At 40.7% G+C, this 25,882-nt stretch carries 15 protein-coding genes; 2 read left to right on the forward strand and 13 right to left on the reverse strand.

Annotation, left to right across the window (positions count from 1 at the left end; genetic code table 11):
- Positions 1-501 precede the first annotated feature (501 nt).
- From FC98_RS02470 to gdhA, 3 genes are all read right to left on the reverse strand, one after another.
- Positions 502-1,503 carry a M48 family metalloprotease gene (locus tag FC98_RS02470; RefSeq protein ID WP_054654443.1) on the reverse strand — a complete coding sequence of 334 codons (1,002 nt, stop codon included), beginning with the start codon at positions 1,501-1,503 and terminating at the stop codon, positions 502-504.
- A 17-nt stretch (positions 1,504-1,520) separates the two neighbouring features.
- Positions 1,521-2,072, reverse strand: coding sequence for a LemA family protein (locus FC98_RS02475; RefSeq protein WP_008856478.1), 552 nt, complete (start codon positions 2,070-2,072; stop codon positions 1,521-1,523).
- Between the two features lie 631 nt (positions 2,073-2,703).
- Positions 2,704-4,050 (reverse strand): NADP-specific glutamate dehydrogenase, encoded by a 1,347-nt coding sequence (gdhA, locus tag FC98_RS02480; RefSeq protein WP_056949146.1) that lies wholly within the window; start codon positions 4,048-4,050, stop codon positions 2,704-2,706.
- 186 nt (positions 4,051-4,236) lie between these two features.
- Between gdhA and FC98_RS02485 the strand changes: the two genes are divergently transcribed.
- A complete protein-coding gene (locus tag FC98_RS02485; protein ID WP_008856475.1) occupies positions 4,237-4,806 on the forward strand; it encodes a sugar O-acetyltransferase in 570 nt (189 codons plus the stop codon).
- 143 nt (positions 4,807-4,949) lie between these two features.
- Here the strand turns inward: FC98_RS02485 and FC98_RS02490 are convergent, their stop codons facing one another.
- The 8 genes from FC98_RS02490 to FC98_RS02525 all read right to left on the reverse strand — a co-directional run bounded on the left by FC98_RS02490 (position 4,950) and on the right by FC98_RS02525 (position 20,918).
- The gene (locus FC98_RS02490; RefSeq protein WP_056949147.1) at positions 4,950-5,678 is read right to left on the reverse strand and encodes an SDR family oxidoreductase; all 729 of its coding nucleotides are present in this window, start codon (positions 5,676-5,678) and stop codon (positions 4,950-4,952) included.
- Between the two features lie 336 nt (positions 5,679-6,014).
- Complete coding sequence (locus tag FC98_RS02495; protein ID WP_054654447.1) at positions 6,015-7,388, reverse strand: glycoside-pentoside-hexuronide (GPH):cation symporter; 1,374 nt, start codon at positions 7,386-7,388, stop codon at positions 6,015-6,017.
- A 316-nt stretch (positions 7,389-7,704) separates the two neighbouring features.
- Positions 7,705-8,700 (reverse strand): helix-turn-helix transcriptional regulator, encoded by a 996-nt coding sequence (locus FC98_RS02500; RefSeq protein WP_008856189.1) that lies wholly within the window; start codon positions 8,698-8,700, stop codon positions 7,705-7,707.
- 170 nt (positions 8,701-8,870) lie between these two features.
- Entirely contained in the window at positions 8,871-10,355 is a 1,485-nt protein-coding gene (locus FC98_RS02505) for a GW dipeptide domain-containing protein (RefSeq protein ID WP_008856190.1), read from the reverse strand.
- A gap of 38 nt (positions 10,356-10,393) precedes the next feature.
- Positions 10,394-14,185, reverse strand: coding sequence for a DUF5695 domain-containing protein (locus tag FC98_RS02510; protein ID WP_056949148.1), 3,792 nt, complete (start codon positions 14,183-14,185; stop codon positions 10,394-10,396).
- Positions 14,186-14,862: 677 nt separating this feature from the next.
- Positions 14,863-16,260, reverse strand: coding sequence for a glycoside-pentoside-hexuronide (GPH):cation symporter (locus tag FC98_RS02515; RefSeq protein WP_056949149.1), 1,398 nt, complete (start codon positions 16,258-16,260; stop codon positions 14,863-14,865).
- A gap of 81 nt (positions 16,261-16,341) precedes the next feature.
- Positions 16,342-18,708, reverse strand: a complete 2,367-nt coding sequence (locus FC98_RS02520) for a hypothetical protein (RefSeq protein WP_008856194.1) — start codon at positions 18,706-18,708, stop codon at positions 16,342-16,344.
- Positions 18,709-18,737: 29 nt separating this feature from the next.
- Positions 18,738-20,918, reverse strand: coding sequence for a beta-L-arabinofuranosidase domain-containing protein (locus FC98_RS02525; protein ID WP_040471212.1), 2,181 nt, complete (start codon positions 20,916-20,918; stop codon positions 18,738-18,740).
- Positions 20,919-21,272: 354 nt separating this feature from the next.
- Here FC98_RS02525 and FC98_RS02530 point away from each other — a divergent pair, with 354 nt between their 5' ends.
- Positions 21,273-22,208 (forward strand): AraC family transcriptional regulator, encoded by a 936-nt coding sequence (locus FC98_RS02530; RefSeq protein ID WP_056949150.1) that lies wholly within the window; start codon positions 21,273-21,275, stop codon positions 22,206-22,208.
- Positions 22,209-22,352: 144 nt separating this feature from the next.
- Here the strand turns inward: FC98_RS02530 and FC98_RS02535 are convergent, their stop codons facing one another.
- The gene (locus FC98_RS02535; RefSeq protein WP_056949151.1) at positions 22,353-24,326 is read right to left on the reverse strand and encodes a glycoside hydrolase family 127 protein; all 1,974 of its coding nucleotides are present in this window, start codon (positions 24,324-24,326) and stop codon (positions 22,353-22,355) included.
- 38 nt (positions 24,327-24,364) lie between these two features.
- Positions 24,365-25,711, reverse strand: coding sequence for an MFS transporter (locus FC98_RS02540; protein WP_082602719.1), 1,347 nt, complete (start codon positions 25,709-25,711; stop codon positions 24,365-24,367).
- Between the last annotated feature and the right edge of the window lie 171 nt (positions 25,712-25,882).

The following is a 25,882-nucleotide window of genomic DNA, read 5'->3' on the forward strand; positions in this document are numbered from 1 at the left end:
TTGTACACCGATGTTCGACCATACGTAAGCCCGCTAGTATCTTTCATATCCTTGATTATATCATATTTCTATTACACCATGTGTAACTATTAGAAAAGAAACGAGCAATTCATCACGTCCTTGAAAGAACGTGTTTCCTTGCTCACCATCAAAAATCCCCGTGCAAAATCATTTTGCACAGGGACGATTAGTAACCGTGTTACCACCCAACTTTGTTAAGACGTTATCGCCTCAACCTTAAAGGCACATTCATGCCCGGAATTTTATCGTGATTCCCACGTATCAACAGCTTTCACCGCTGGTAGTTGCTCAGAGCTCATCTTCAAAAGGGGTTCCCGTCCATCCTTTCACTATCAATGGTCGCTTATCGCCGGTACTAACTTTTCTACTCTTCTCTTCATCGCAAATGAATATGAGATTTACATGAGATTTATTGTAATGAATATTACTTCTTAATAATCTGAGTGTCAAGAGCATTCTTCCACTAATGATCGACAATCACTATTTTTCTCCCAGCAATCGCTTCAACCTCATAATTCGTTCATCAAGGGGTGGATGGGTATCAAACATCTTCACCAAAAATGGCGTCTTACCCTGCCGAGTGACTGGCTCATTAATGTACAGCGCAGCACCCTTAGAAGCTGGGTTAGTCGTTGGGGTTGTGTCGTCTTTTAATAGTGTTAGTGCGTCAATTAACCCCTGGGGATCTCGGGTTAAATTAACGCCAGAAACGTCAGCCAGAGATTCCCGCTGTCGGGAAACCGCAAATTGCATAATTTGCGCGATTGGCACGCCAACTACTCTAATAATCCAACCGCCAATCCAAATAATAAAGCCAAAAGTTAAGATTGCCAGCATAATGTACCACGAATTATTTGAATCCCGACGGTCATCTCCGCCACCAAACCAGGCAAACCAGCGCCCACCACGCATTAAGCTGAGCCCAGCAACAATTAATACCGCACCCGCACCAGCAATAAAGGTTGTGAGCGCCACCGTAATTGAGGATACCCGAATGTCATAATTCTTAATATGTGACAATTCATGGGCGATCACGCCTTCAAGTTCCTCTCGATTCATCATCTCCCGCAACCCCTTTGTAACAGCGATTGCAGCGTGTTCAGGATCGCGTCCCGTTGCAAATGCGTTAGGGGATGGGTCATCCATGAGATAAATATCAGGCATCGGAATATTAGCAACTAATACAAGGTCACTAACAATGTTAAACAGCTGCGGATCATCTGACTCTTGCAGCTTAACCGCCTTACTTGATTTCATCAAAATGTTGGTGACGTTGACGTAAACTAAAAACGAATAAATGGCAGCCCCAATTAGAAAGCCAATGGTCGTGTAAACGGCAATCATAATATCAAATGGATCTTGCTGGTAAGCAAAGATACAGCCGATTGCAAAACCAATAATGGCAATTAATAGGATGAAGCCGGCCATCACCAGCCACGTCCGGCGCCTATTCTGTTGAACCTGCTGATTTATAGTGTCCATTATCAGTCAGTCCTTTATTAAAATTTCATTTGAGGCACTTCTTTGGTCTTCTCTGGTACTTCAAGGTAACCGCGAACCGCAAAGTTTCCGAATTTAGCAACTAAATTGCTCGGGAACGTCTGAATCTTATTGTTGTAAATCATCACGTTACTATTGAAGTTCTGCCGTGAAAATGCGATCTTATTCTCAGTGTTTGATAATTCTTCTTGAAGTGCGATAAAGTTTTGGTTTGCCTTTAATTCTGGATAGTTTTCAGAAACTGCAAACAAATGGTTTAACGCACCAGTTAACTCATTGTCTGCCTTAACTTTATCCCCTAAACTGGCATTAGGATCCGTAATTTGCGTCCGCATTTCGGTAACCTTAGCAAACGTTTCCTGTTCATGCTTGGCATACCCCTTAACGGTTTCTAGTAAATTAGGTAGCAAATCCCCTCGCCGCTGTAATTGAACATCGATTTGGCTGGCTGCTTCATCAACTAAATTTCGTTGGCTCACCAATCCGTTATATAGGGCAATGATCCAAATGATTAGTAGCACGACGATAACGCCGGTTATGATTAGTGCCATAATAATCTCCTCCTTGTGCTCTTTGATATCAAATGTACCATAGTGGCCTCAATTACTAAAGGGATGGGGATAGGTTTTAGTGGTAATTTAAGGAAGTGATGACGCAGATAGCGCAATTTCCCATAAAAGAATGTCGGTCAAATTTCGTTGGCTACATTGTCTAAAATCCCCACACTGCTGATGAAAATAACTAAAGGGATTTAAGCTAAAACCCAAACTCGGGTCTCAGTTTAAATCCCTTTAGATACCACATCAATACCATATCAGATTATTACTTGTTATACGTTACTCTTAGGATCGCTATAGAAAGTAGGATCTGCGCGTATGCACCTCCGACATAAATCCCAAGCCTTGGATGCATTTCTCATATATTTAGATCTAGTCTTTTGGGCTATATAGATTAGGACTGCTCCGCAAAGAAGAGACTTGCACCTAAGCTACATCACGCAAAAATCCCAGGCCCGGGGATTTCTGATTTTTGGCAACATTGTGGAAACGTGCTGCACCAAGCAGAAAGCTGCACCTAAGCCACTCCGTCCAAAAATCCAAGCCCAGGATTTCTGAACGGAGTAACTTAGGCTCCGCTTTCTAAGCGCTTGGTTCCGCACTCTAACCGCTTTGCTCCGCTCACTCATATTAGCCCCTGCGCCATCATCGCCGTTGCTACCTTTTCAAAACCAGCAATGTTCGCACCCGCTTGATAGTTCTTATCCAGCTGATATTTCTTATCAGCAGCTTCAGACTTTTCAAAAATGTCTTCCATAATATCTTGCAATCGATTGTCAACCGTTTCAAAGCTCCAGGACAATCGTTCGCTGTTTTGACTCATTTCCAAAGCAGAGACCGCTACTCCACCAGCATTTGCCGCTTTAGCTGGCCCGTATAAAATGTTACTGTCCTGGTAGACCGCAATTGCATCTGGATAGCTCGGCATATTAGCTCCCTCACAGATATATTTGACGCCATCCTTAACGATCAGCTTGGCTTGATCCTTGTTAATTTCATTTTGAGTTGCACATGGTAACGCAATATCATAATCGACATCAAAATCCCATACAGAGCCACCATGGTATTCTGCACTGGCAACCCGATCAGCGTATTCCTTGATTCGGCCCCGTTCAACTTCCTTGATCTGTTGAACGACCTTATAATCAATTCCCTTGGGATCATAAATATAGCCATTGGAATCAGAAACCGTGATCACCTTAGCGCCTAACTCGGTTGCTTTTTGAACGGCATACGTCGCAACGTTCCCAGAACCCGAAATTTTAATTCGTTTGCCGGTCAACGTATCTCCTTGCGCCTTCACTAACGCATTTGTGTAATAAAGAAGGCCATACCCGGTTGCTTCTGTTCTGGCAAGACTGCCGCCAAACGTTAACCCTTTACCAGTCAGCACCCCATTTTGATAGCCCCGCAGCCGCTTATAGGCACCAAATAGATAGCCGATTTCTCGGCCACCCACGCCAATATCGCCAGCCGGAACATCTAAGTCAGGGCCAATGTGCCGTTGTAATTCTGTCATGAAGCTTTGGCAAAACCGCATGACTTCTGAATCAGATTTTCCCTTAGGATCAAAGTCACTGCCACCCTTAGCGCCACCAATTGGCAAACCAGTTAGGCTATTCTTAAGAATTTGCTCAAATCCTAAAAACTTCACCACACTCAAGTTAACGGTGGGATGAAGGCGTAAGCCACCTTTGTAAGGCCCAATTGCGGAATTAAACTGCACTCGAAAACCACGGTTAACGTGGAACTGACCCTCATCATCCTGCCATGGAACTCTAAATTGAATCGCCCGCTCAGGCTCAACTAGCCGTGACAACAAATTTGCCTTTATGTACTCAGGATGAGCTTCTAATACTGGCGCCAAACTATCAAGAACCGTAAACACCGCCTCTTGAAATTCCGACTGATCTGGATCCCGGCGTTGGATCTCATCTTTTACTGATTCAATATGCGATTTCACATTACTCACACGACATACCCGCTTTCTTAGATAAATAAACTTGCATCAATACTATGTGTTTTATATTACCAGAATTTTAATTAGAAATGTTCACATTTAATGAAACTTTATGCAAAACAGGTGATAAACCGTTTCACTAAAGCGATTGGTCAATTTCTTACGAGTGTATTATGATGATTAGAGAGGTGAAATTTCTTGAATGAACTAGAAAAACTAGACGCTGGGCAACCATATTATTTTCTTGATGACAAAGTGGCCGCTAGAAAAGCCAATGCAGCCAAACTATGTCAGGAATTTAACGAGATCCCAGCAACTGAACCAGAAAAACAAACCGAAAAGATCAAGCAAATTTTTGGAAAAACAGGTACCCGAGTTTCAGTTCAAGCAACGTTTAATTGTGATAATGGCAAGAACATTTCAGTCGGTGAAGACTTCCTGAGTAATTATAACTTAACCATTCTGGATATCGCGCCTGTAACAATCGGCAGCCATGTCATGATTGGCCCCAACGTCGATATTTATACAGTTAATCACCCACTAGATGCCTTGAGCAGGCGCAAATATATGGCCCAGGGCTTCCCGGTCACCATTGGTAATGATGTTTGGATTGGTGGTAAGGTCTCGATTATGCCCGGGGTTACGATTGGAAGCAACGTTATCATTGCGGCTGGCGCAGTGGTTACAAAGGACGTCCCTGATAATTCTTTGATTGGTGGCGTTCCGGCGAAGGTCATTCGTAAATTACCACCAATCAAGGATAATTAACTACACAGCTTAACCTGATCATCCCTCAAAAAAGTAAGATAAGGAAACTGCTTTCCTTATTCGAGAGAACCGGCCACTCATTTCAAAATGAATGGTCGGTTCTTTTAAATATCAGAATCAGTTCGTTTTCAATTTTGCAATTACTAATAGGTCACATTATTAGAAGCCAGTCGCAGCTCAACCACTCGTGAATGCTTAGGCTGTCGGCATACATTGACTAGAGCGGCACCAACATCTTCTGGGGTGAGAAAGTTTGATTTAGCAATTCCTTCTGCTGTCCTACCATATCCTAATTCAAATTCAGTTGCCCCAGCATGAGGACAGAAGACACAGGTCCGGATTCCCTTATCAAGTAATTCTTTATCCAACGCCTGACCCAGACCACGAAGGGCAAATTTACTGCAGGTGTATGCAGTTTCGTCAGGATGACCCATAATCCCGGTAACTGATGAAGTTAAAATGATCTGACCATCGTGTTGTTTGATCATGCATGGAACAGTGTATTTTGTAAATGCATAGGCACTTCTCACATTGGTATTCATGACCAAATCGAAATCTGCCATCGTCGTATCTTGAATTGAAAGCGTTCGTCCAATCCCCGCGTTATTAACGAGAATATCGATTTTTCCAAAGGTTTTCATCGTGTTTTCTACAACTATTTTGGCAGTTCGTTCTTCTTGGGCATCCCCTGAATAATAAACCGCCCTGACCCCTAATTTTTCACATTGAGTCGCTACCTGGACCAGCTTATCTTCTCTTCTGGCAGTTAGCATGAGATTGCATCCCGCTTCCGCAAGAGCAATCGCTGTTCCGCGTCCAAATCCCGAACTTGCACCAGTGACAATTGCTACCTTATTTCGTAAAGATTCCACCTGTCTATTCCTCCACGTCTTAATTTTATAACTAGATTAACACTTTAACTAAGATCGAAGCCAAGGATAGCTGATTGAAATAAAAAAGGCAAAATGGCCAGGATCAATTTGCCCTTTCGCAAAACGACCCCAGCCATCTCAATTCTATATATACAACGGCGCGTTTAAGCATTCCGTCGGACGGTGACGGATCTCCGTTGCAAGTGTATATGATAGCTCTTTTAAATAAGAAATGCTATCGATATTATTTAATTCTCTTCAAAGCAAATCATCTGTTTTCCTAATAACAGCCTGGGCAATAAAACGCGCTCTATCATTGAAGTTTACTAAATAGAATTAGTCCGTCTGACCATTCTTAGCGTGACGAGCTGCCAATTCTGCTTTAATTGCTGGTTCCATCTTTTCATATTTAAAGTAGAAGCACATAATTGCGCCCACAACCGCATAAATGATGATTGGGAGCCAAATGAAGCAGAAATGAATGGAAGCCAAGGCTGATGCAGATTGCGTCTTATTAGCCACAAATCCAGCAGCGGCCATAATCTTCGAAGGAATGAAGGCGCCAAACCCAGATCCTAATTGAATACAGAAGGCAGATCCCACGGCCGTTAGGAACCCAGCTGCTCGAATTCCCGTCTTCCATTCACCATAATCAACGGTATCAGCTAACATGGCAAATGGCATGGCAATTGCAGTTCCACCACCAAGGATCCCAATAATCCATCCGGTGACAATTAAGGCAAAGTTATTACCAACAAAGCCCATCATTGCCTGACCCAAAGCACCAATAATCAGCCCAATGATCATTGTCATTGTCTTATTAGTAACCTTAACAATGAATGGAATACAGATATTGGCAATAACCCCAACGACTTGAAGGCCGTTAAATACAGAGGTTAATTGCTCATTACCAAGATAGTACTTGGCATAGTATACAGAAACCCCGTTCCGGTCAGCTTGAGCAACCCAGAAAATAACAAACGATACAACCAAAATGACCCAAGGCCAGTTACCTTTAGTGGCTTTCAAGCTGTCCTTAAATGGAATTGGCTTGGTTTCGGCAACAGTTCGTTCCCGTAAGTTTCTAAATGCCAAGGCAAGTAAGATAACTGCCAAAATCCCGAAAATAAACATTGTCCACATAAAACCAACTTTGTCGTCGCCCTTACCAAGAAAGGCAACCAACGGTAATGCAAACGTACTTGTGATAAATGAACCAATGGCCCCACCAACCATTCGGAACTGTGACGCAACAATTCGTTCCTGACCATTGGTAGTTAAATTAGGTAAAATAGCAGTAATAGGTGTTTGAATTCCTGTATAGACAACCCCAGCAGCTAGAATATACGTGAAGCCGGCATACCATAACTTAGCAGTCCCATGCAAATTGGGTGCCGTAAACGCCAAAAATGTCGCTACCGCAAATGGAATGGCAAGCCACAAGAAATACGGTCGGCTCTGCCCCCATTTGGTGTGCGTATGGTCAACGATTGACCCCCAAACTGGTGCACTAATTGCATCAGCAAATCGGGCAACCAACAAGATAATTCCGGCGCCTGCAACTGAAATGCCAAAGACATCGGTGTAAAAATATAATATATAGCTTGAAATTGTGACATAAAGCAAATTACCGGCCATATCAGTGAACGAATAACTGATTTTCTCAAGTAACGGTAATTTAGCATCAGCTTTTGCTGCAGTATTTTCCATTGTTCCTTCTCCTTTTTAAGATTATGTTTCCGTTGTTCCGAATAATAGTTTGATAGCCACCTCCATTTACCAAAAATTAGTTTTAGAAGCTAAGCAAAATTTTTAACCAATTGAAACCGGTTACACTTCTGCGTAAATACATGCCTCAAACACTATTGCTAATTTATCATTTAGCTTGAATTTACTAATCCCAATAATCAGACAATTAGTGGACGTTTATGGATTTTCAAACAAACTAGTTGAATTGATTATTCACAATTTGTGCCGACCCTTTTAAGCTTAAATATATTAGTAGTACAAGAAGCAAGGCCTTATATTACCTCTGCTTCGCTAAAGTTGAATTCGTTGATTTCCCTGATGTAACTAGTTTCTTAGATTGGGGAACGTTGAAAATAGTTGAAAGGCAAACACCGCGTTCAAGTGCATCCAACGCCTTACCAACATCAAACCCCGGATCGACTTGGGGACCGTTCAAAAAGGTATTGGTATAAGTATGACGATATTCGCCTGGTGTCATGTGATTGTACCGCTTAAAAGTTCTAAAAAAGTATTTGTTATCAGTAAAGTAACTACGATAAGCAATTTCTTGAATTGATAAATCCGTTGTCAGTAACAGGAACTTTGCTTGAATCAGCCTTACTTCGTTCAAATATTCCTTAACACTTTTCTTTTCAACATTTCTAAATAATCTCATTAGGCAATCTTGGCTCATATTAAAATGATTGGCAACCGCTTCTGTTGTCAGGTGCTCATTCATATTAAGCCGAATCCATTCCTTTATTCGATTAGTGTTATTTTCATCAAAGCTTTCGTTGTTAATTTGATGAAAATAATCATTAGCCAATTCCAACAGTAAGCCACTCACCGAATAATCAGCTGCCAGATTGTTCATGAAATTACTGTGACTGATATCCAAAATTTGGTTGATTAAGACCATAATTCTCTGATATTCATCAATGTGAAAGAATCGTGGAATTGGTACTTCTTTTTGCAATTCATTTTCCTTTGGGTAGTGAGTCGTCAATTGTAAGTGATCTTGATTGACGAAATGAATCCAGGTAAATTCCGAAGGGATCGATGTTGGCTTGGTACCGTGAATTATATCTCCCGGAAAAACAGCTAATACATCACCCATCTTTAACTGGAAGTTTTTCCCGTTCACAGCAACACTAACCACTCCCTTTGTCCCAATAAGCAATTCTGTATCTTTTTTCCGTTGAGATAACTGGTGTTGCCAGCCAATGTCAGAGATGAAGTGACCACACTGAATGAATTTAACTGGCTCAATTAGTGAATATATGCCATATAACATCAAAGGTTCCTCCTAAAAAATAAGTGAGCGGATCAGAGACGTTAAGGATCGGAGTGTAAATTTCCACCACCTAAAGCCTCTGGTTCTAGTTTCTTGGTTGATAGTGCTTATGGGGTGATTTCTGCCTGAAAAAGCTGTCCTTACTATGTGACTTTGTAATCACAACTGGCCTACTGGCTAATATAGTGGGCAATTACCGGCACCTGAACAGTGGCGGTACTAGGGGTAATGCTAACGGCATCCGCATTCGAAAATTTAATTGTCTTACCATTAAAAATAATCGTCGATATTTTGGCATCTTCTAGAACCTTTTGAACATCAGCTGAAGTAACTTCAGTCGCACTTTGTGGCAGCTTATCGGCAGCAGCTGCTGACACAAGAGCATCTTGCTGAGTTTTATTTAAAGCATTCCAGAAAGCCCCACTTTGATCAACTCCATCAATAGTAAAGCTTATCCCAAGTTGATAGATATCTTTTGTAGCAGCGATCGAATTGTATCCCGCTTGGTAAGCTGCCTGTAAATCACCGTCTAAACTGTAATTAGCGTTACTTAGCTTACCATCTGTGCAGTCATTAATTCCCTGGTTCCGAGCAGTTTCACAATTGTTATACATACTTTCATAGACCCTTTGAATGCCCAGATCTCCACTATATGATTTATTCAATGCCATACCGTTCTTAACATCAGCAATCGCATCTGATTTTGCTTTTTGGGCATCACTTGCAGCGGCATTGTAACCTTGGGTATATGCTGCCTGAAGGTTCAAATTGTTACTGTAGTTGGTATTCAAACTATTTCCATTGAAATAGTCAGTTCTTCCGGCAAGATTGGCAATTTGTAGAGCTGAATTCATAATGCTTGTATTCGTAGTTGTCGAACTAGATGTACTCGTTGAGCTCTCATTTGTGCCGGAATTGGTTGAACTGGTCACAACATCAGAATTTGAAATCTGGTTTCCAGGAATCCAGGCACCATTAATATCTTGATCATTTGAAGCAATTTGGTACCAGAGATCGCCACTGCGGGTCGTCTGAATTGATCGAACCAAAGTAAATGGCGTGTCTTTGTACTTGGATGTTGCTGATATCACTTTATGATTAGCACTAATCTTACGGCCAACTTTGTATTGAGTATATTTAGGTGCCTGAAAGAAAAATGTGTTGGTTGTCTCGCTAATTAGTGAACTGGGAATGTGATAATTAGTATCCCCATCTGGTGTTAAAGGTGACTTTATTGATGTGTTTTTAACGGTTGTAAATGGTTTAACCCCACCGTAATATCCAGTTCGGCTTTTACCGCCGTATATCCAACCACGATAGTGTGAATCAAAGGATACGATCTTGTAGTAATACGTCCCGCGATTTGTTTTAATAATCCGATAAGCCCTAAAGTTATCATTATCCTTGTTAGAGTGTTGCAAACGTTTTGTTGTTGCCTTTGTGGCAACTACTTTAGCACTTTTAAGAATACCCGGCTTAGAATAAATCGCATTTCTGGTCGTCAAGTTAACATTACGACTATTAGCGGGTTTATTGATGGTCCGGTCATAAACAATTTTGGTGGTACTTTTTGCTGATGCCACCGATATATTGAACATTGCCATCCCTACAAAGGCACTGAATGTCATAAAACTTACAATTCTTTTATTAATCATGATCTATCCCTTCTAAAGTTGTTTTTCCAAGAAGTATCTTAGTAATTACCCTGAATGATAAGCTTCTTATTACCAGTTATATAACTTCCATTCATTAATAGGTACCGACTTGTGAGGTGATAGTTAACAATTTTCTTAACCTTCAAATGGGTTCCCAACTTGTAATGCTTTAGTTTTCCCTTAAAACTCTCAGTCCTATAAGCATTAACTCCGTTTTTTGAAATTACCGTAATGTTTTTGGCTTTAGGGAGAGATCGATAATAAACCGGAGCAACATACCTGCGATTGGCAGTAATATATCCAGTCTTACCTGCCGTCTTGGCATCATGATTAACATCTTTAACTTTGTATCGAAGAACACCATCGTTTGAACGGGCAAAACCTTTGACAATAAACATTGGTCGGTTAATCCGCTTGGCTTTCTTATAAGTAACAATTTTTTGAGACTTCTTGAATGTTGCACCCTTATACAATGAAATCTTATTGGTAGCGTATACAGCTGATCCAACTTTTGCAGCCGTCTTAGGTACATTTAATTTATTGGTATTGTTTTTAATTTGAGCATTAGCGTTATTTGTAGGCTTTGCGGCTGAAGAACTGGAAGAATTCCCAGAATTTGTCGTAGTCGTTGCGGCCGTTGTGGCGCCACCGTTATCATTAGGATTTGGTGCTGGTGTTGGTGTACTTGACTTTACAATTTGTAATTTTCCATCTTGTGCAGTCACAGGAACACTTAACTCAACTTGCTTCTTAGTAACACCATCGCTTCCATTAAATGAAGTAACAACCTTTCCATTGAATAGAACGTTATACGTTGCGTTATCAAACCCATTGCCGTTATATATAGTCAAATCAGCATTATGAGCTTGCTTAGAAACATTTTGAAAATCAAACGTTGTTGAACTACCGTCTTTATTGATGTCAGCATGAGTATATTTATCCCCACTAAACGTGTAAGCAAGATGCTGATCAATCAAATTAAGTCGGGTTCGCAATCCATCTTCTGGGGTAACACTCATTGAATTGCCATTGTCTTGTACATCAGCACCATAACCGGTTAAACCAAAGATCGGATCATTAACCACATCAGCCGATAATACTTGAAGTGCGCCAAATAGTGACAAGTCTGCTTCCCCTGATAACGGAATCCAACCATTATGCATCGTCCCTTCACCAACACCATAATGTTGTCGTGTCGTATCACCTAATTCTGCTTGATAATACCAAGCAACTGCTCCAATATTGTTACTATCAATTTGTCCACTATTAATATGAGTCAAATTACCTAGCTTAGCAGCATAGTTAGCACGTTCTGCAAGTCCTATTTGATCTTGACTCATGCCGTTATTTTGCTCACGAAGCCAATTGTCCATTGCGGTACCTGCAAGTGAATCGGTGTACTGGAATTGCCACCAGCTTTCGCCATTGATCGTAACTGGCACACTATACTGGTACCAAGTTGGTTGAACGCTTCGGCTTGCCCGGGTCTTCATGTCAACCATTTGTTTCATTTTCTGGTTGTTGTACATATTCCCCAGTGAATAAACACCTTCTTCGGCAGTATTATCATAAGGATATTCCGAAGTATAAGGATAAGGATCTTGAGCAAAGCTATCGTATTTATTCTTCAAGATATCTTGAATGGTACTTGCTTCATTATCTAAATGTTCTGTCTTAAGAGCTGAAATAATGCCGCTATCGGTTGATTCTCCCTCTAGACCATCATTATTATTAACTGCATTATTAACATAAAGCGACTTCATAATGTTGTAAGCTTTAAGCAAATAGTCTTTTGCACTTTCGGGATAATCAATTAAGTTAGGATAGTTTTTTTCAATTTGATACATTTCATAATACGTGTTGTAGATATGAGGATACGCCCATCCTCTCCAAGAATAGTCATTTGACCCATTGCCATTAACGACTTGTTCGGTTAACCAATCTGGGACTTTATAGTCTGTATGATGATTCTTCATTAACCCGTTCCAGATACCGTCTTCTAGATAATCACTTAAGGCTTCAACTTGACCTTTATTAGGATCATTGGCGTTTTGGGCAGCTAAGAAGAGCCCATGGGTTAATCCCCAATCATCTCCCCATCCTAAACTACCCCAATTGGATGCACCATTAAAATTACCCCGTTTAGCTTGGGTATTGAAGTCCCAATCATCAAAAATATTGTTATAGAATTTGCTTGAATCTTTCCATTGAGTCTTCAACATAAAATCAGCATGTTGTGATAAAGCTTTTTCTGGATTATCAATAACATAATATTGAAGCGTTGTCTTCATTGGGGTGCCATTAATCTTATAATTAACAATCACATTATTTCGACCCAATGAGTGAAAGTCAAAGTTGTAAATATGGTATTGCTCGCCATTTTTGGTAATCGTTTTATCGTAAGTTACATTCCCTTGTTCATTAGAACCAAGGCTTGATTTTGTATCATTATTTGCATTTGTCTGTTGTGATTCATAATCATTTGTTTGATTTTGGAATTCAAAGCTTATGTCACTTGCAGGTACTTTAGTATGCAAGTATAACTTACCCACCGCTTCTCCATCATTGTTCTTAGGGACAATCATGCCAGGAACTGAAACAGCATCCATAACATTTTCCTTGTATAAGATCGATTTCAACTGATCTTCATATTTGGTATCTGTCATATCTCCTGAAGTTGATGAAGCCGAATTGGTATTATTTTTAATATCTGAGCGGCTGAATTTAAACGAATAGGTTTTTGACTGTTGAGGTGCAAGTGTCAAAGAAGTGTTGGGCAAATACCCCTCATTTGTTTCCTTAATGGCGTTTGAGTGGATGTAGTAGACACTCAATCCGTTATCGTAACCGCTATTAAACTGAGTCCAAGGAGCTTCATCACCAGTATGAGAACCTTCTCCCCAATGGTCTTGATATTCAAAACCGGCACCAGTTGAATCGTCTGGTGTCATAACTAAGAAATTACCGATTCCACTTGGTCGAGTTGCGTAAACATAAGATGAATTTTGACCAACAAAACTATGATAGACAACACTTTGCTGATATGCCTGACTTGTCTTATCCGCACCACTATACTGCCACCATTCTTTAAACGGTAGTGGTAATCCAAAATCACCAATAACTAATGGATGACTGCTATCATTTTTAACAGTAATATCCCACTTGAGGTGACCATTGTTGTCTAATGAATACGTTTCAGTCACACCCATATTTTGAATTCCACCATTTGTGGTACCCGGTGTATAGGTAACAACCACCTTATTATTTGAAATGGAAATATTACGAGTTGCATCAGACTGGTTCGTATACTCTTTTTGCCAAATATTATTTGCATCATTGGTACCACCAGGTTGCGTGCGAAAAATCAAATCCCCAACCCATTCATGTCCTGCAGTATTTTGTGCTGGATTATCTGTTGCGTTCATCACGTAATTAGTATTAAATGCATCATCACTTAGGTACAATCCTTGAATTGTTCCGTTACCGCCTATATCAACCTTAAAGTTATCATTACTCATTTCATAACCGGTACTGGTCTTAATTGGGGTGACAGCACCAGGTGTAGTGTCAGGATCAGTGGCGATCTGATCGCTATCACCCACTTTGAGTTGCTTCGAGTTACCATTTATGCCCTTACTATCATTACTTTGTGAACTATCTATTCCCGTAACACCAGAAAATATCCCGGAACTCGATTGTTGAGTAATACCTGAATTCAACTCCGTAGTCTTATCCGCAAATACCGTTGCATCACGACTAGGCATCGTATACATCGCGGCTGATGCCAACATAACTGTACCAATCCCAATTGTGAATAATCTTTTGTACATAGAAATACTCCTCTCAACTAATAGACCTCAAGTTACCGACTAAAAATTTCTGTAATTGAATTTTCAGTCATTCATTCTCCCTCAATAATTCCCTCAGAATTGATTGAAAGATTGCATTTTCTGCAATCGCTTACAATGAGTATTATACATAGCTTATCAATTTATTAAATCTGAAAACCATTGATATTTTTATATTATTTAACACATCAATAATATAATGTAAAATAATCTGTTTAGTCCATAATCTCCGTCATTATAGTATTTTAAAACTCTTCTAATCCTAATTAGATTAACTTGGTGATTAGTCGTACATTCTTTTTATATTTTTCACTTAGAAATTTATAGAATGAAACTAATTGCAGTTCCCATGAATTAGGCCTCCGGTTAGCCCAAAATCCACATACAAAATGGCTAAAATCAACTCGCATCTCTACAAATCAATTCCAGCCATTTTGTTCTATATATACAACAAAGCTTCTCAATGCTTCGCCGGACGATGACGAGGCACCATTATCATGAAATTTTCAAATCAGAATTACCACGAATGGGGTTCGGCTTGAACGTCATGTCAGAAATAACGTTTGTGTAATTCTACTCTGACTAATCATTATTATTCTTAGAATCACCCCCCTATCAATGATGTCTTACTTTAAATTTTCTAGTCAACTACTTGCAAGTTATTCGTTTGTCTGAGCATTCTTTGCATGTCTTTCAGCCAAGTCTGCCTTGATTTTTGGTTCCATTTTTTCGTACTTGAAGTACAGGCACATAATGGCAGCAACAATCGCATAGATGATAACTGGGAAGTAAATGAATGTAAAGTGGATAGCAGCTAACGTATGAGCTGATTGGGCCTTGTTAGCAACGAATCCAGCAGCGGCCATGATCTTTGATGGAATGAAGGCACCAAAGCCTGAACCTAACTGAATACAGAAGGCTGAACCGACGGCAGTTAAGAAACCAGGGGCTCGAATACCCGTCTTCCATTCACCAAAGTCAACGGTATCGGCCAACATCCCAAATGGCATCGCAACGGCAATTGAAGCACCCATAATTCCGATGATCCAAGCGATGATAACAAGTGTAAAGTTATTACCAACGAAGCCCATCATCAATTGACCAAAGGCACCAATTGCCAAACCAATAATCATGGTCATGGTCTTGTTCGTGATCTTAGTAATAAATGGAATTGAAATTGTGGCAATGATCCCAAGAACTTGAAGCCCGTTAAATACTGAGGTTAATTGTTCGTTACCCAAGTTATACTTAGCGTAGTAAACAGAAATTCCGTTACGGGTTGATTGCGCAATCCAGTAAATCACAAATGATACAACCAAAATGTACCATGGGTGGTTACCAACAGTGGCTTTCAAAGAATCTTTGAAAGGAATTGGCTTTTGAACGGCAATCGTGCGTTCACGCATCCCCTTAAATGCTAAGAAAAGAAGAATGACGGCTAAAATGCCAAAGAAGAACATTGTCCACATGAAACCAACTTTATCGTCACCTTTACCCATGAAAGCAACTAAAGGCAAAGCGAAGGTACTGGTAATAAATGATCCAAGCGCACCGCCAACCATTCGGAATGAGTTGGCATTCATTCGTTCTTGACCATTAGTAGTTAAACTAGGAAGAATAGCAGTAATTGGTGTTTGAATACCAGTATAAACAACTCCGGCAGCTAGAATGTAAGTGAACCCGGCATACCATAACTTAGCAGTCCCGTGCAATCCTGGCGCAGTGAAGGCTAAGAAGGTTGCAACCGCAAATGGAATGGCTAACCATAAGAAGTATGGTCGACTTTGCCCCCATTTAGTATGGGTGTGGTCAACGATTGAGCCCCAAACTGGTGCACTAATTGCATCGAAGAAACGAGCAACCAGTAAAATCATTCCGGCACCTGCAGCAGTGATTCCGAACACATCGGTATAGAAGTAAAGAATGTAACTAGAAATTGTAACGTATAGTAAGTTACCGGCCATATCAGTAAAGGAATAAGCAGTTTTTTCCCAAACTGATAGTTTGACATTCGCTTTGTCTTTGCCGGCACTTGTTGCTTTGGCAGTATTGTCCATTTTGAATATCTCCTATCGTGAAATTTTTATAATTGCAGAACAAGGTGAACCTGTCATCACCTCCCTAAGTGACTCATCAGCCTATTCAAACATTCCTGTAGCAGCGTTGAATATGACGTTGTCTGAATTACTCTTGAACACATTTTTCTTATCCAAATTAATGTATTCACTGATATACGGTGCAAAGCTCAGAACTTCATAACGGTCACCATCTAATTGCTTAATTCGACCATTGATCGCCGTGAGTCCTTTCTTCGTGTCTGTGTAAATGTAGGTTTTCTGCCCAAATCCATTTAAGAAGGCAACGAGTTCTTCACCCATATCCCAGTCATCCTCTCCCGTATAACCATCAGGGAACAGTCTGGCAAAAATGCCACCGTCTGAAGCAAAGATTGATTGTCCAAATCGATTCCGCGAAAGGTCGGGTCTGTTCAAATTAGGGCCTGCGATGCTGTAAGTCGAGGCTGCCTCGCCTGGTTCAAGCATCCGATCAGTTGCCGTTGCGTTTGAATCATACATATAGAGGATGGCGCCAGTTGCCCGATAAGCCGCTTCAACAAGTTCAGGATCCGAAAGCTCTTCACCTGTAATTTGAGCAGATGCGGCGGTTAAGCCGCCCCAAAGCGCGTGAATCATGTAGGACAATGCTTCCCACCAACGATCTGGGCTTTGTGACCGGAAGTCGTTACTAAAGCCAATATTGGCTTTTAGCAACTCACCATAGGTCTTAGCTGCACCAACGTTCCCAGTAAGGGCTAACGCACTGGCAGCCGGGCCAAATCCGGCATTATCAAAGAAATGTTCAGTCATTGCAGCATCTAATGTACTGCTGGTTTTTGCCAACCGGTCTGTGACGGCTTTCCATGACTTTGAAATTTCTGAGTATTCTTTATCCAAACCATTTTTCTTTAAATCTGCTAGTAAATCTTCAATGTATAATCCATAAGTTCCCAGCATCTGGGCCTCAGTCTTAGCCCGCTCATCTTCATTCAAATCCGGGTTAACCCGAACATCGAACACTTGAGCAGCCCATGATAAGTAGTCATTGGGTTTGTTTAACTTCAATGAAGATGCTGGACATTTCGACAACAGGTAGAACATATGGGCAATGTACTCAAGATCCATCAAGCGGTAAAAATCACCATAAAGCTTAGCAGGCTTGCGAAAATCGCCATTGACGAACCACTTTTCGCGGACGTACTTCACAGCACTTTCCTCAACCTGAGCAATTTGTTTGTCAGCGTCTTTTACCTTGTCATCCAAGAGGCATTCCTGAAGGATGAAGGTCATCTTACCAATCGACTCACCTTGATTAGAAACCGGGCCAAAGCTGTAAGGAACCTTGCCATCTTTACCCGCATATGAATGTTCCGAAACATAATTCGCTCGGTTACGTAGCAGTTCATTGATTGAACTCATCACGTTGAAGACACCCATATCAACCGTGCCATCATCAAAGGATAGGATCACTTGGTGTTCTCCTAATCCTTCAGGCCGATAGACCAAACGATCGTCTTTCAAATCCTTCGTCATATCCTGATCAATTGTTTGCTGGCCAGATTTATAACGAACTAAAATCTTTTGGAGTTTCTGATCCTTTGCCAACTTGACTGTAAAGATCTGATCGGATCCTTGAGAAATCATTGGTTCAAACGAGAATCGGGGATGCCCAAAGTCCTTAGTCGCAATGTCGTAAAAGTCCTGATGGCTGGTAAATGGCTTGAGGTAGAACTCCCAATCTTTCGTATCGCCAGCTTTAAGCACCAGACTATCTTGAGGATAAATCCAGTCATGGTGTGGGCGACGATCATCGTCATAACCACCAGCCAGGACAATTTCGTGGAACAACATGCCATCCAGTGAAGGCGAAACATTCTCGAAGAATCGATTAGTGTAATCGTTGAATGTTCCAACTGAGAGAACTTTTCCCTTGGTTTGGTAAACTCCTAGATTCGGGTTGGTATTATCACGGCGGACAGCAGCTAATTTGGTGTAATTCTTAGAAATCTGTGGGAAAACGGCAACTGATTGGTTCGCATTACGTTTAACATTTTTATCTCTAAACATGACGTAAGCCAAGCTAATCCAAAGGCCTAAGTTTTCAATGGTCGCATCTTCTTGAGTCTCATTTTGAATTGAGAAGTCCCACTTAAATGCATCCTTTTCAAGTTCAAAATTCTGTTTCAACGTTAGCCCAGCCGCTTTGAAGGTCACCGTACTATGGGTCTCATCACCGGTAACTTCAGGTATCTGGTCAATGCTTCGATGCTTTTGACCATTTACAGTAATATTGAATTCACCAAAGAGTTTGTCTAAGTCATCATATCCGAGGGACTCGAGATAACCCGGGTCAATCACCCAATTCATATTCGATTTATCGTCATTGAGCTTAAAGCTGGTAATTGCTCCTCGTTTACTTTGCGTTACTGTCAGAAAATCCGACTTCATTTATAAACCCCTCCTGGCGTCTTGATTGATTATTTTGTGGCAACCATTGATTCAATCTTATTAATGTTTGCAATATCAAAGTTCAAACCTTCGTAATCAAGTGGCTTGATCTTAATATTGAGTTTATTTTTACCCTTAGTAGCATCTAATGGTAATGGGTAGATATAATATGAATCTTCAGGCCATTCCTCGCTCTTCATGGTTTGCGTAAAGAGAACCTTTTGATCATCTTCAATTTGGAAACTATAGATATCACCATCTAAGCGGTCATAGGTAATCTTCAAATAGTTCTTCTTTTCTGGGTCAACGGCCAATGTCCATTCACGTTCTTCATTCACTGGCTTATCGCTATCGTTTTGAGTATCAATCACAGTTGCGACATTTTCGTCAGGAACTTTTACATAAACGTTATATGGTGTGTCTCCAGGAATTGCTGGCAGTGACTTAAAGATGATGTTGGTTCCGGCAAGACGGAATTGGTTCTGGCCTTCGACTTTGACAAGATCCTTCAAGTATTCTTTGGCAGGCTTAGTTGAAGCAGGCAAGTCTTTTGTTTGGGCTGCTAAAAGAATTGGACCGTAGTAGATTGCAACTCGGTTAAATCTATCAGCAAGCGTTTGATAACGAAGTTCAAAATCAAAGTTAACGGTAATTTCAGCTTTCTTACCCCAAGTGCGCTTGATTGCAACAAACCCGTTCTTTGGTTCTGCATCAACGTTCTCACCATCAACTGAAATTGTGGTATTTCGGCTCCACTTTGGAACTCGTAGATAAACGGTGAATTCTTGTGACTTGGCAGCTTCAACCGTAATGTGAGCAAAGTGTTGTTCTGGATAGTGTGAATCCTGAGTAACCGTAACGCCTTGGTCCTTCAAATCAAGGATTGAGTCGAAGTATTGACCAACGTAGATATCCTTTTTGTCCGTGTAGTAAATTCCATCAACTAAGGTCGAGTGGCGTTCAGTACCACTACCTGTACAGCACCAGAAACCAGTGTGACTGTATTCTTTGGTTGAGTTAGGGGCAACACTCAAGTTGTACAAATACTCAGCGATAGCGCTGTCATTATTCTGCTGAGCCATGATCGCATTGATGAACCGAATTTCATAATCGTCAAGCAACGTTGCATCCTTAGTGTCAGCGAATAATTCTGAACTCAGGAAGTTCAAATCATGGCTGCAGCAACTTTCACCGTTTAACATAGATAAGTGCTTGAAGAACATTTCTGGGTAATCATATAGTTCTGAACCATAATCGGCAGGAGCTGGGTATGCTGAACGACCTGAAATGCCTTTAGTGGGTAATTCGTGGCCATCGTGCATCCAGTTCATGTAATTAACAACGCCTTTTTTGTAATTCTCGTCGCCAGTCACATGATAATATTCCAGCATTCCTTCGGCACAAACTAATTCGGTGTTTGCGTGACATGAGTAGTAGCCTAATTCATCATCATTGTTGATCAGCATGTCACGGAACCATTTACGGTCAAACTTTTGAGCTAAATCAAAGATATCCTTTTGCTTCTTATCAGTGATTTCGTATAAACGAAGTAACGTTCGATGCATAGCACCAAATTCTTGATGATAGACATAGTGACCTTTACCTTGATACCAACGAGTGTCAATCATTGCATTGATTTGTTCTGGGGTAAGGCGTTCCATTCGTTTCTCGAAGTAGTGGGTCATGTTCATCGTTAATTCAAGCGCGGTTTGATTACCAGCAAATTCATAAGCATCCATCAAACCATCCATTAACTTCTGAACGGCATAATACGGTACGTAATGGTTACCGTTGAACCGTAACTTTTCGACATCATCAAAACGCTTTGAAGGTTCAGCAGCTAGGTAACCTGGAAATTCTTCAAATGTGTCAAACTTTTCTTGGCATTCCTTTAAGCCATCAACAATCTTGTTAACCCGATCCTTAAGCTCATTGGCTTCTTTTGTATCTTCCATGTTATTAAGTTCAACAAAGCTTCTGGAAGCACCTGAAAGATAATGACCTGTAAAATGACCTCTAAAGAACCAGTCAGGTGATTCCCAAACAGTTAACGGTGTCGCACCCTTTGTGTCCAACCCTGCATTGATTCGATAATTGTATAAAAGTTGGTCTGGGGTAAGGGATAACATCCAATTAACATTTCGTTCAAACTTTTCTTTCAAAGTTGAATTTGGTAAATATTTAACGTTGTAATATGACACCGGTTTCATTTTGATACGTCCTTTCTGATAAAAAATGGGTTTCAACAATGAAGCTATGAATTTATATATCATTGCAACCGCTTACGATTAATAGAATACAACACTAAATCACATGTTAGAATCCAGTATCGAAGTAACCTTTTATATAAAAACACACAATCAACAATATTTATATTTTCGTTATTACACAAGCAACAAGTGCCTATATACTAGCGTTTATCTTCTAAAAACCGTTTACAATTATAAAATAAGTGTTTGACATATCCCCTTATTTGAATTAATTTTATGGTATTCAATATGTTTTTTATATTAATCCCATTGTTGAATAATTAATTACTTGTTGAATCAATGAAGGAGTCTACTATGACCAAACATTTTTTATCAATTTCTTGTCTACCAACCCCCACTTATATTCAAAGTGGTCACGTGGTATTTAGTCCAGGAGAACGTCATCCCAACCGGAAGAATTTTCAGTTTTTCGTCATGATGTTTATGCAGCGGGGCAAATTATATATTGCTGAAGATGACACTCAGTATACGGTTCACGCCGGTGAAATGTTTGTTTTGCAACCTCAAGTTCATCACTATTCCTGGAAGCCAATGGATGAGACAACCGAATACTATTGGATTCATTTCGCAACCACCGGCAATTACGTACAGGCTGGTGAACCTAAGCAAGTCCAATCCCTAATTCCTGTTCCGGCAATTCATTACTACACCTCAATGGTGACGTTGTTTTTGCAAAAACAACAGCCAATTCCTAATGAGAAAACCGTCTTTTCTATGATTAAGAAAATTTTCGCTAACAGTCGAAGGGCCAATGAGAATCACTCAGATACCACTCAAAACTCGATCGAATTTTGGAAAGCTCAGCAACTATTTATTGATTTGTTACAACAAGTACAGGTGCAAACCCCTCCAGAATCGCCTACTGTTGTAATTGCTAACAAGATTCAGAGATACATTGAGGACCACTATGACGAAAAGATCACTTATGAGGAGCTCGGCAAGCAATTTCACATCCATCCAAATTCCGTTTCAATATATATGAAGAAAACATTTGGAATTACGCCAAACATGTTACTCACGAAGTATCGCCTGGAAGAAGCCACTAAATACCTGCTACTCACTTCCGATCAAGTTAGTAAAATTGCAACCCGGGTTGGGTACCAAAACATTTACTACTTCTCAATGGCATTCAAGAAGCATTACGGGATGTCACCATCTCAATACCGAAAAAAATACATTAGTTTAAAACCAAGCACGCCAGTAAATTCCCATGGAACTCAATTTTTATAAAACAAACAATTCAACAGCTTAGTTTCAAAATTTAAGGCGATAAATCAATTACTTCCAATTCCGGAATGATTGGTTTATCGCCTTAAATGGTCAGTTCCTTAGCCAGCAACCTGCATGACTATTTATTTTTGGCCACAATGACACTCAAATGCCATTTTGGCGGATCCAAACGGTCATTTGTTTTTCATCTCGATTAGCCCAGGCATAATATGGAATAAGTGTTAAATGCGCTTTCTGAGCACCCTTTGGTTTATCAAAGGTGTACAACGCTTCTTCCGGATCACCCTCAAGACAATAGGCATCATCGGTTGTCAGTGTCCCAACCCCATCTAACAATTGAGGTTCATAAGTATACTTGAATGATGGTGCTTCACCTAAGATGTAACGCCAGAGTGGTTGAGAATTATCAACACCCTCTGCACAGTATACGATTGGGCCTCGTTGAATAGCGACTTTTCCTATATCCGCGTTCACATTCGTATTTGCCCGTACAAGCCGCGCAGCCATGTTAAGCACCAGCGAGATACTCGTTACACTTTTATCAATCGGAACGTAAAGAATATCGTCGTTAAGCTTCGTGTTAACCACTTTGTCATTAACTTTGAGGATAAACTTATCTAGACTCCAAGCCGGGATTCGAATGCCAAAGGAAAATTTACTGCGGTTCGGATTGCTAATTTGATAGCTAATATTACCATCCCAGGGGAAATTGCCTTGTTGGTGAATTTCAATTCCATCGCTAAACTTGGCGTCATTGGCAATAAATTGGTGTGACAAAATCGTGTTGTCATGAATCTCGTACAGATACTGATCGAGCGAGGCAATTAACCTGGTAATGTTGGCTGGACAACAGGCACAGGCAAACCATGACGATCTTCTCAGAGCAATATGCTTTTTGCCAGGATTAAGCTTGCTTGCAACTGGATCCGCCTCTAGTGGGTTGGCGTAAAAATAGTGCTTACCATCTAAAGCAATTCCGCTCAGCGCACCGTTAAAGATTTCCTTTTCAATCACATCGCCAAACTTTCCAGCTAGCTTGTTTGCAAGCATTTGTTTGGTAAAGAAAGCCATTGAGACTGAGGCGCAGGTCTCGCCGTAATCCGTATCATTTGGTAAATCATAATCATAGGTGAAAGCTTCGCCGGTGACCGTTTGGCCGACATTACCAGTGACGTATAGTTGCTTTTTAACGATGTCATCCCAAATCGTATCTGCTGCTTTCAATAACTTTTTATCATGCTCAATTCGAGCAACGTGGGCCAAGCCGGTACAGAAATATAGAACCCGAACCGCATGACCATGGGCGTCCTTCTGTTCAGTTATGGGTTTATCAGCGAAGTAATAGCGATCACCGATTGTCCGTAATTCGGCGAAGAAGTCGTTATCAATGCCATCCGCTTCGTTCTGACGATCAAAGAACTTTAAGTCTTGACCCCGCTCCGTAATGAAATACTTAGCTAAGTTTAAATACGTTCGATTCTTCGTCGTTTCATAGAGTTTCGCGAGGGCAAGTTCAATTTCTGGATGACCATCATAGCCATGGATTTTGCCGTCTTCCGGGCCGAAGTTACTATTGATGCAACCAGCCATTTTTTCAGCAATTTCAAGGGCTTTTTGGCTTCCAGTTGATTCATAGTAGGCAACACCCGCTTCAATATAATGGCCCATTGAATAAAGCTCATGCGATTGTTGCAACCGTTTAAATTTTCGTTTCGGCGCGTCAATTTGGAAATACGTCGATAAGTACCCATTTTTATCTTGAGCATCAGCGATCAGATCAATCGTCCAATCAGCGGCATCCTTCATTTTTTGATCAAAATGATATTTCAATACATAAGAAACCGTTTCTAACCATTTGTAGACGTCAGTATCTTGGAAAACAAAGCCAAAGTGGTGGCCCTTAGCGCGTCCTGCCGCAATTTTTAAATTTTCAATGGCGCCACTATGGTCAGCTGCACCACCGGCAGCATCGGCATTGGTTACGTCCATTTTGCCTTTGTCGTTAATCATGTCCCATTGAAACGGAACAGCCTCTTTGGCAATAATATTTCGATAACGTTGCCAAAAAGTTGAAGTAATTTGTACGTCAGTTACTGATAATTGAGTTAATGCATCCATTAATATCACGCTTCCTTATTTAATAATAAAAATCCAGTCTACTTAACATGCTTAATCGTTAGGATAAAGATAATACCCACAATCGTTGCGGCAATTGACCCAATAAAGGCTAATCCGTATGATCCCGTCATGGTCACAATGAGTGAAGTTGCCATTGGTGCTGCTGTTAACCCAAGGGTATTGGTTAGGTTACTAAAGCCAATATACTTTCCAGTATTCTTATCAATCTTGGCTTGTTCGGGAATCACATCCATATTTAAGGCACCGTCAACCGCCAAATAAATGCCATAGCCTAGGCCGGCAAATATTGCGTACCCGATAACCCCAGCCGTCGATCTGATAAACAACGGAATGAATGTGCCAATAATCATCAAAATTCCACCAGTTACAACGGGAACTTTTCGCCGCTTAATGTAGTCCGACATTGGCCCAGAAATCACTAATCCAACCAATGAAACAATCAATGTGAACATGGACAACCGGTTCATTGACTTAGCAGCTTCGATCGTTGATTGACCAATATAATTTTCCAAGATATACAGTAAATATTGCATCACCATCGTATAACTTGTCATAATTAGAAAACGACCAACACAGGATTTATAAAAATCATGAGCCCCAGCTAATTTTGGTGGCAACAAGGTGACTAAAACATCTTTAATCGTTTTGTCCTGTTCTTCCCTCGCGTTTTTAGAAGACGGTTCCCGGGGAATAATTACCAGGGCAAGTAATCCAGATAAAGCAATTAGTACGCCGCCGACAATGAAACCAACGTTTTGATATGACCGCCCCAAAAAGTATGAGCTAATAAATTGCCCAATTGGGAGGCCAATCGAAGTGGCTCCTAATCCCGCCGATAGAGTTCCCCGAACATTCTTTGGGACACGATCAGCTAAAAAGGCATACATTGGCGTTTGAATGGCATTCTGCCCTAGCGTGTTAAAACAGTAGGCCAAGGTTAAATTCAGTGTTGTTTGAAACGATCCCAGCAAATAGAGACCAACACCGGCAACAAGAGATCCCCAGAAAATCCAAGGGGTCCGTTTACCAAACCGTGACCGCGTTTTATCTGACATCGTTCCCCAAATATAACCGGCAAACAACGATACAAGAGACGTAGCAGAGGTAATGACACCATACGCAGCAGTTGGATTGCCCATACCGACATCTTTTAAATGCTGAGGCAATAAATTACCCCCATTAATTGTAAAGGCGGCGCTGTTAAGAACCGCAAAAACGACAAACGCTGCTAAAAATCGGAAGACGGTTAATTTTGAAAATGGTTTTCCCGTCTCGGGTGACAAGGTATCGGGATTAACTGCTGAATCAGGCGCTGGACCCGCCAGATCGGTGGCAGATTCAAACAATTTATGATGCTTTAACAACTTAAAAACTTCCCTTCGTAAAAAAAGTTAACCTAATCTGTTAGATTCAGCCGAATAATTCTGTATGATGTGATCACGTTTATTATGATAGCGATTTCACAGAAGGATAAACACTTAGAAATGACGATATTTGGTGTCAAAAAATGATATTTTAAAGCGGTTTCAGTCAAT

The organism is Lentilactobacillus kisonensis DSM 19906 = JCM 15041, assembly GCF_001434135.1.
GTDB lineage: Bacteria > Bacillota > Bacilli > Lactobacillales > Lactobacillaceae > Lentilactobacillus > Lentilactobacillus kisonensis.

Bases quoted from the DNA above. Each gene is read 5' to 3' on its own strand.
- FC98_RS02470 (WP_054654443.1), bottom strand. From the start codon at position 1,503: ATGGACACTATAAATCAGCAGGTTCAACAGAATAGGCGCCGGACGTGG.
- FC98_RS02475 (WP_008856478.1), bottom strand. From the start codon at position 2,072: ATGGCACTAATCATAACCGGCGTTATCGTCGTGCTACTAATCATTTGG.
- FC98_RS02495 (WP_054654447.1), bottom strand. From the start codon at position 7,388: ATGGAAAATACTGCAGCAAAAGCTGATGCTAAATTACCGTTACTTGAG.
- FC98_RS02500 (WP_008856189.1), bottom strand. From the start codon at position 8,700: ATGTTATATGGCATATATTCACTAATTGAGCCAGTTAAATTCATTCAG.
- FC98_RS02505 (WP_008856190.1), bottom strand. From the start codon at position 10,355: ATGATTAATAAAAGAATTGTAAGTTTTATGACATTCAGTGCCTTTGTA.
- FC98_RS02510 (WP_056949148.1), bottom strand. From the start codon at position 14,185: ATGTACAAAAGATTATTCACAATTGGGATTGGTACAGTTATGTTGGCA.
- FC98_RS02515 (WP_056949149.1), bottom strand. From the start codon at position 16,260: ATGGACAATACTGCCAAAGCAACAAGTGCCGGCAAAGACAAAGCGAAT.
- FC98_RS02520 (WP_008856194.1), bottom strand. From the start codon at position 18,708: ATGAAGTCGGATTTTCTGACAGTAACGCAAAGTAAACGAGGAGCAATT.
- FC98_RS02525 (WP_040471212.1), bottom strand. From the start codon at position 20,918: ATGAAACCGGTGTCATATTACAACGTTAAATATTTACCAAATTCAACT.
- FC98_RS02530 (WP_056949150.1), top strand. From the start codon at position 21,273: ATGACCAAACATTTTTTATCAATTTCTTGTCTACCAACCCCCACTTAT.
- FC98_RS02535 (WP_056949151.1), bottom strand. From the start codon at position 24,326: ATGGATGCATTAACTCAATTATCAGTAACTGACGTACAAATTACTTCA.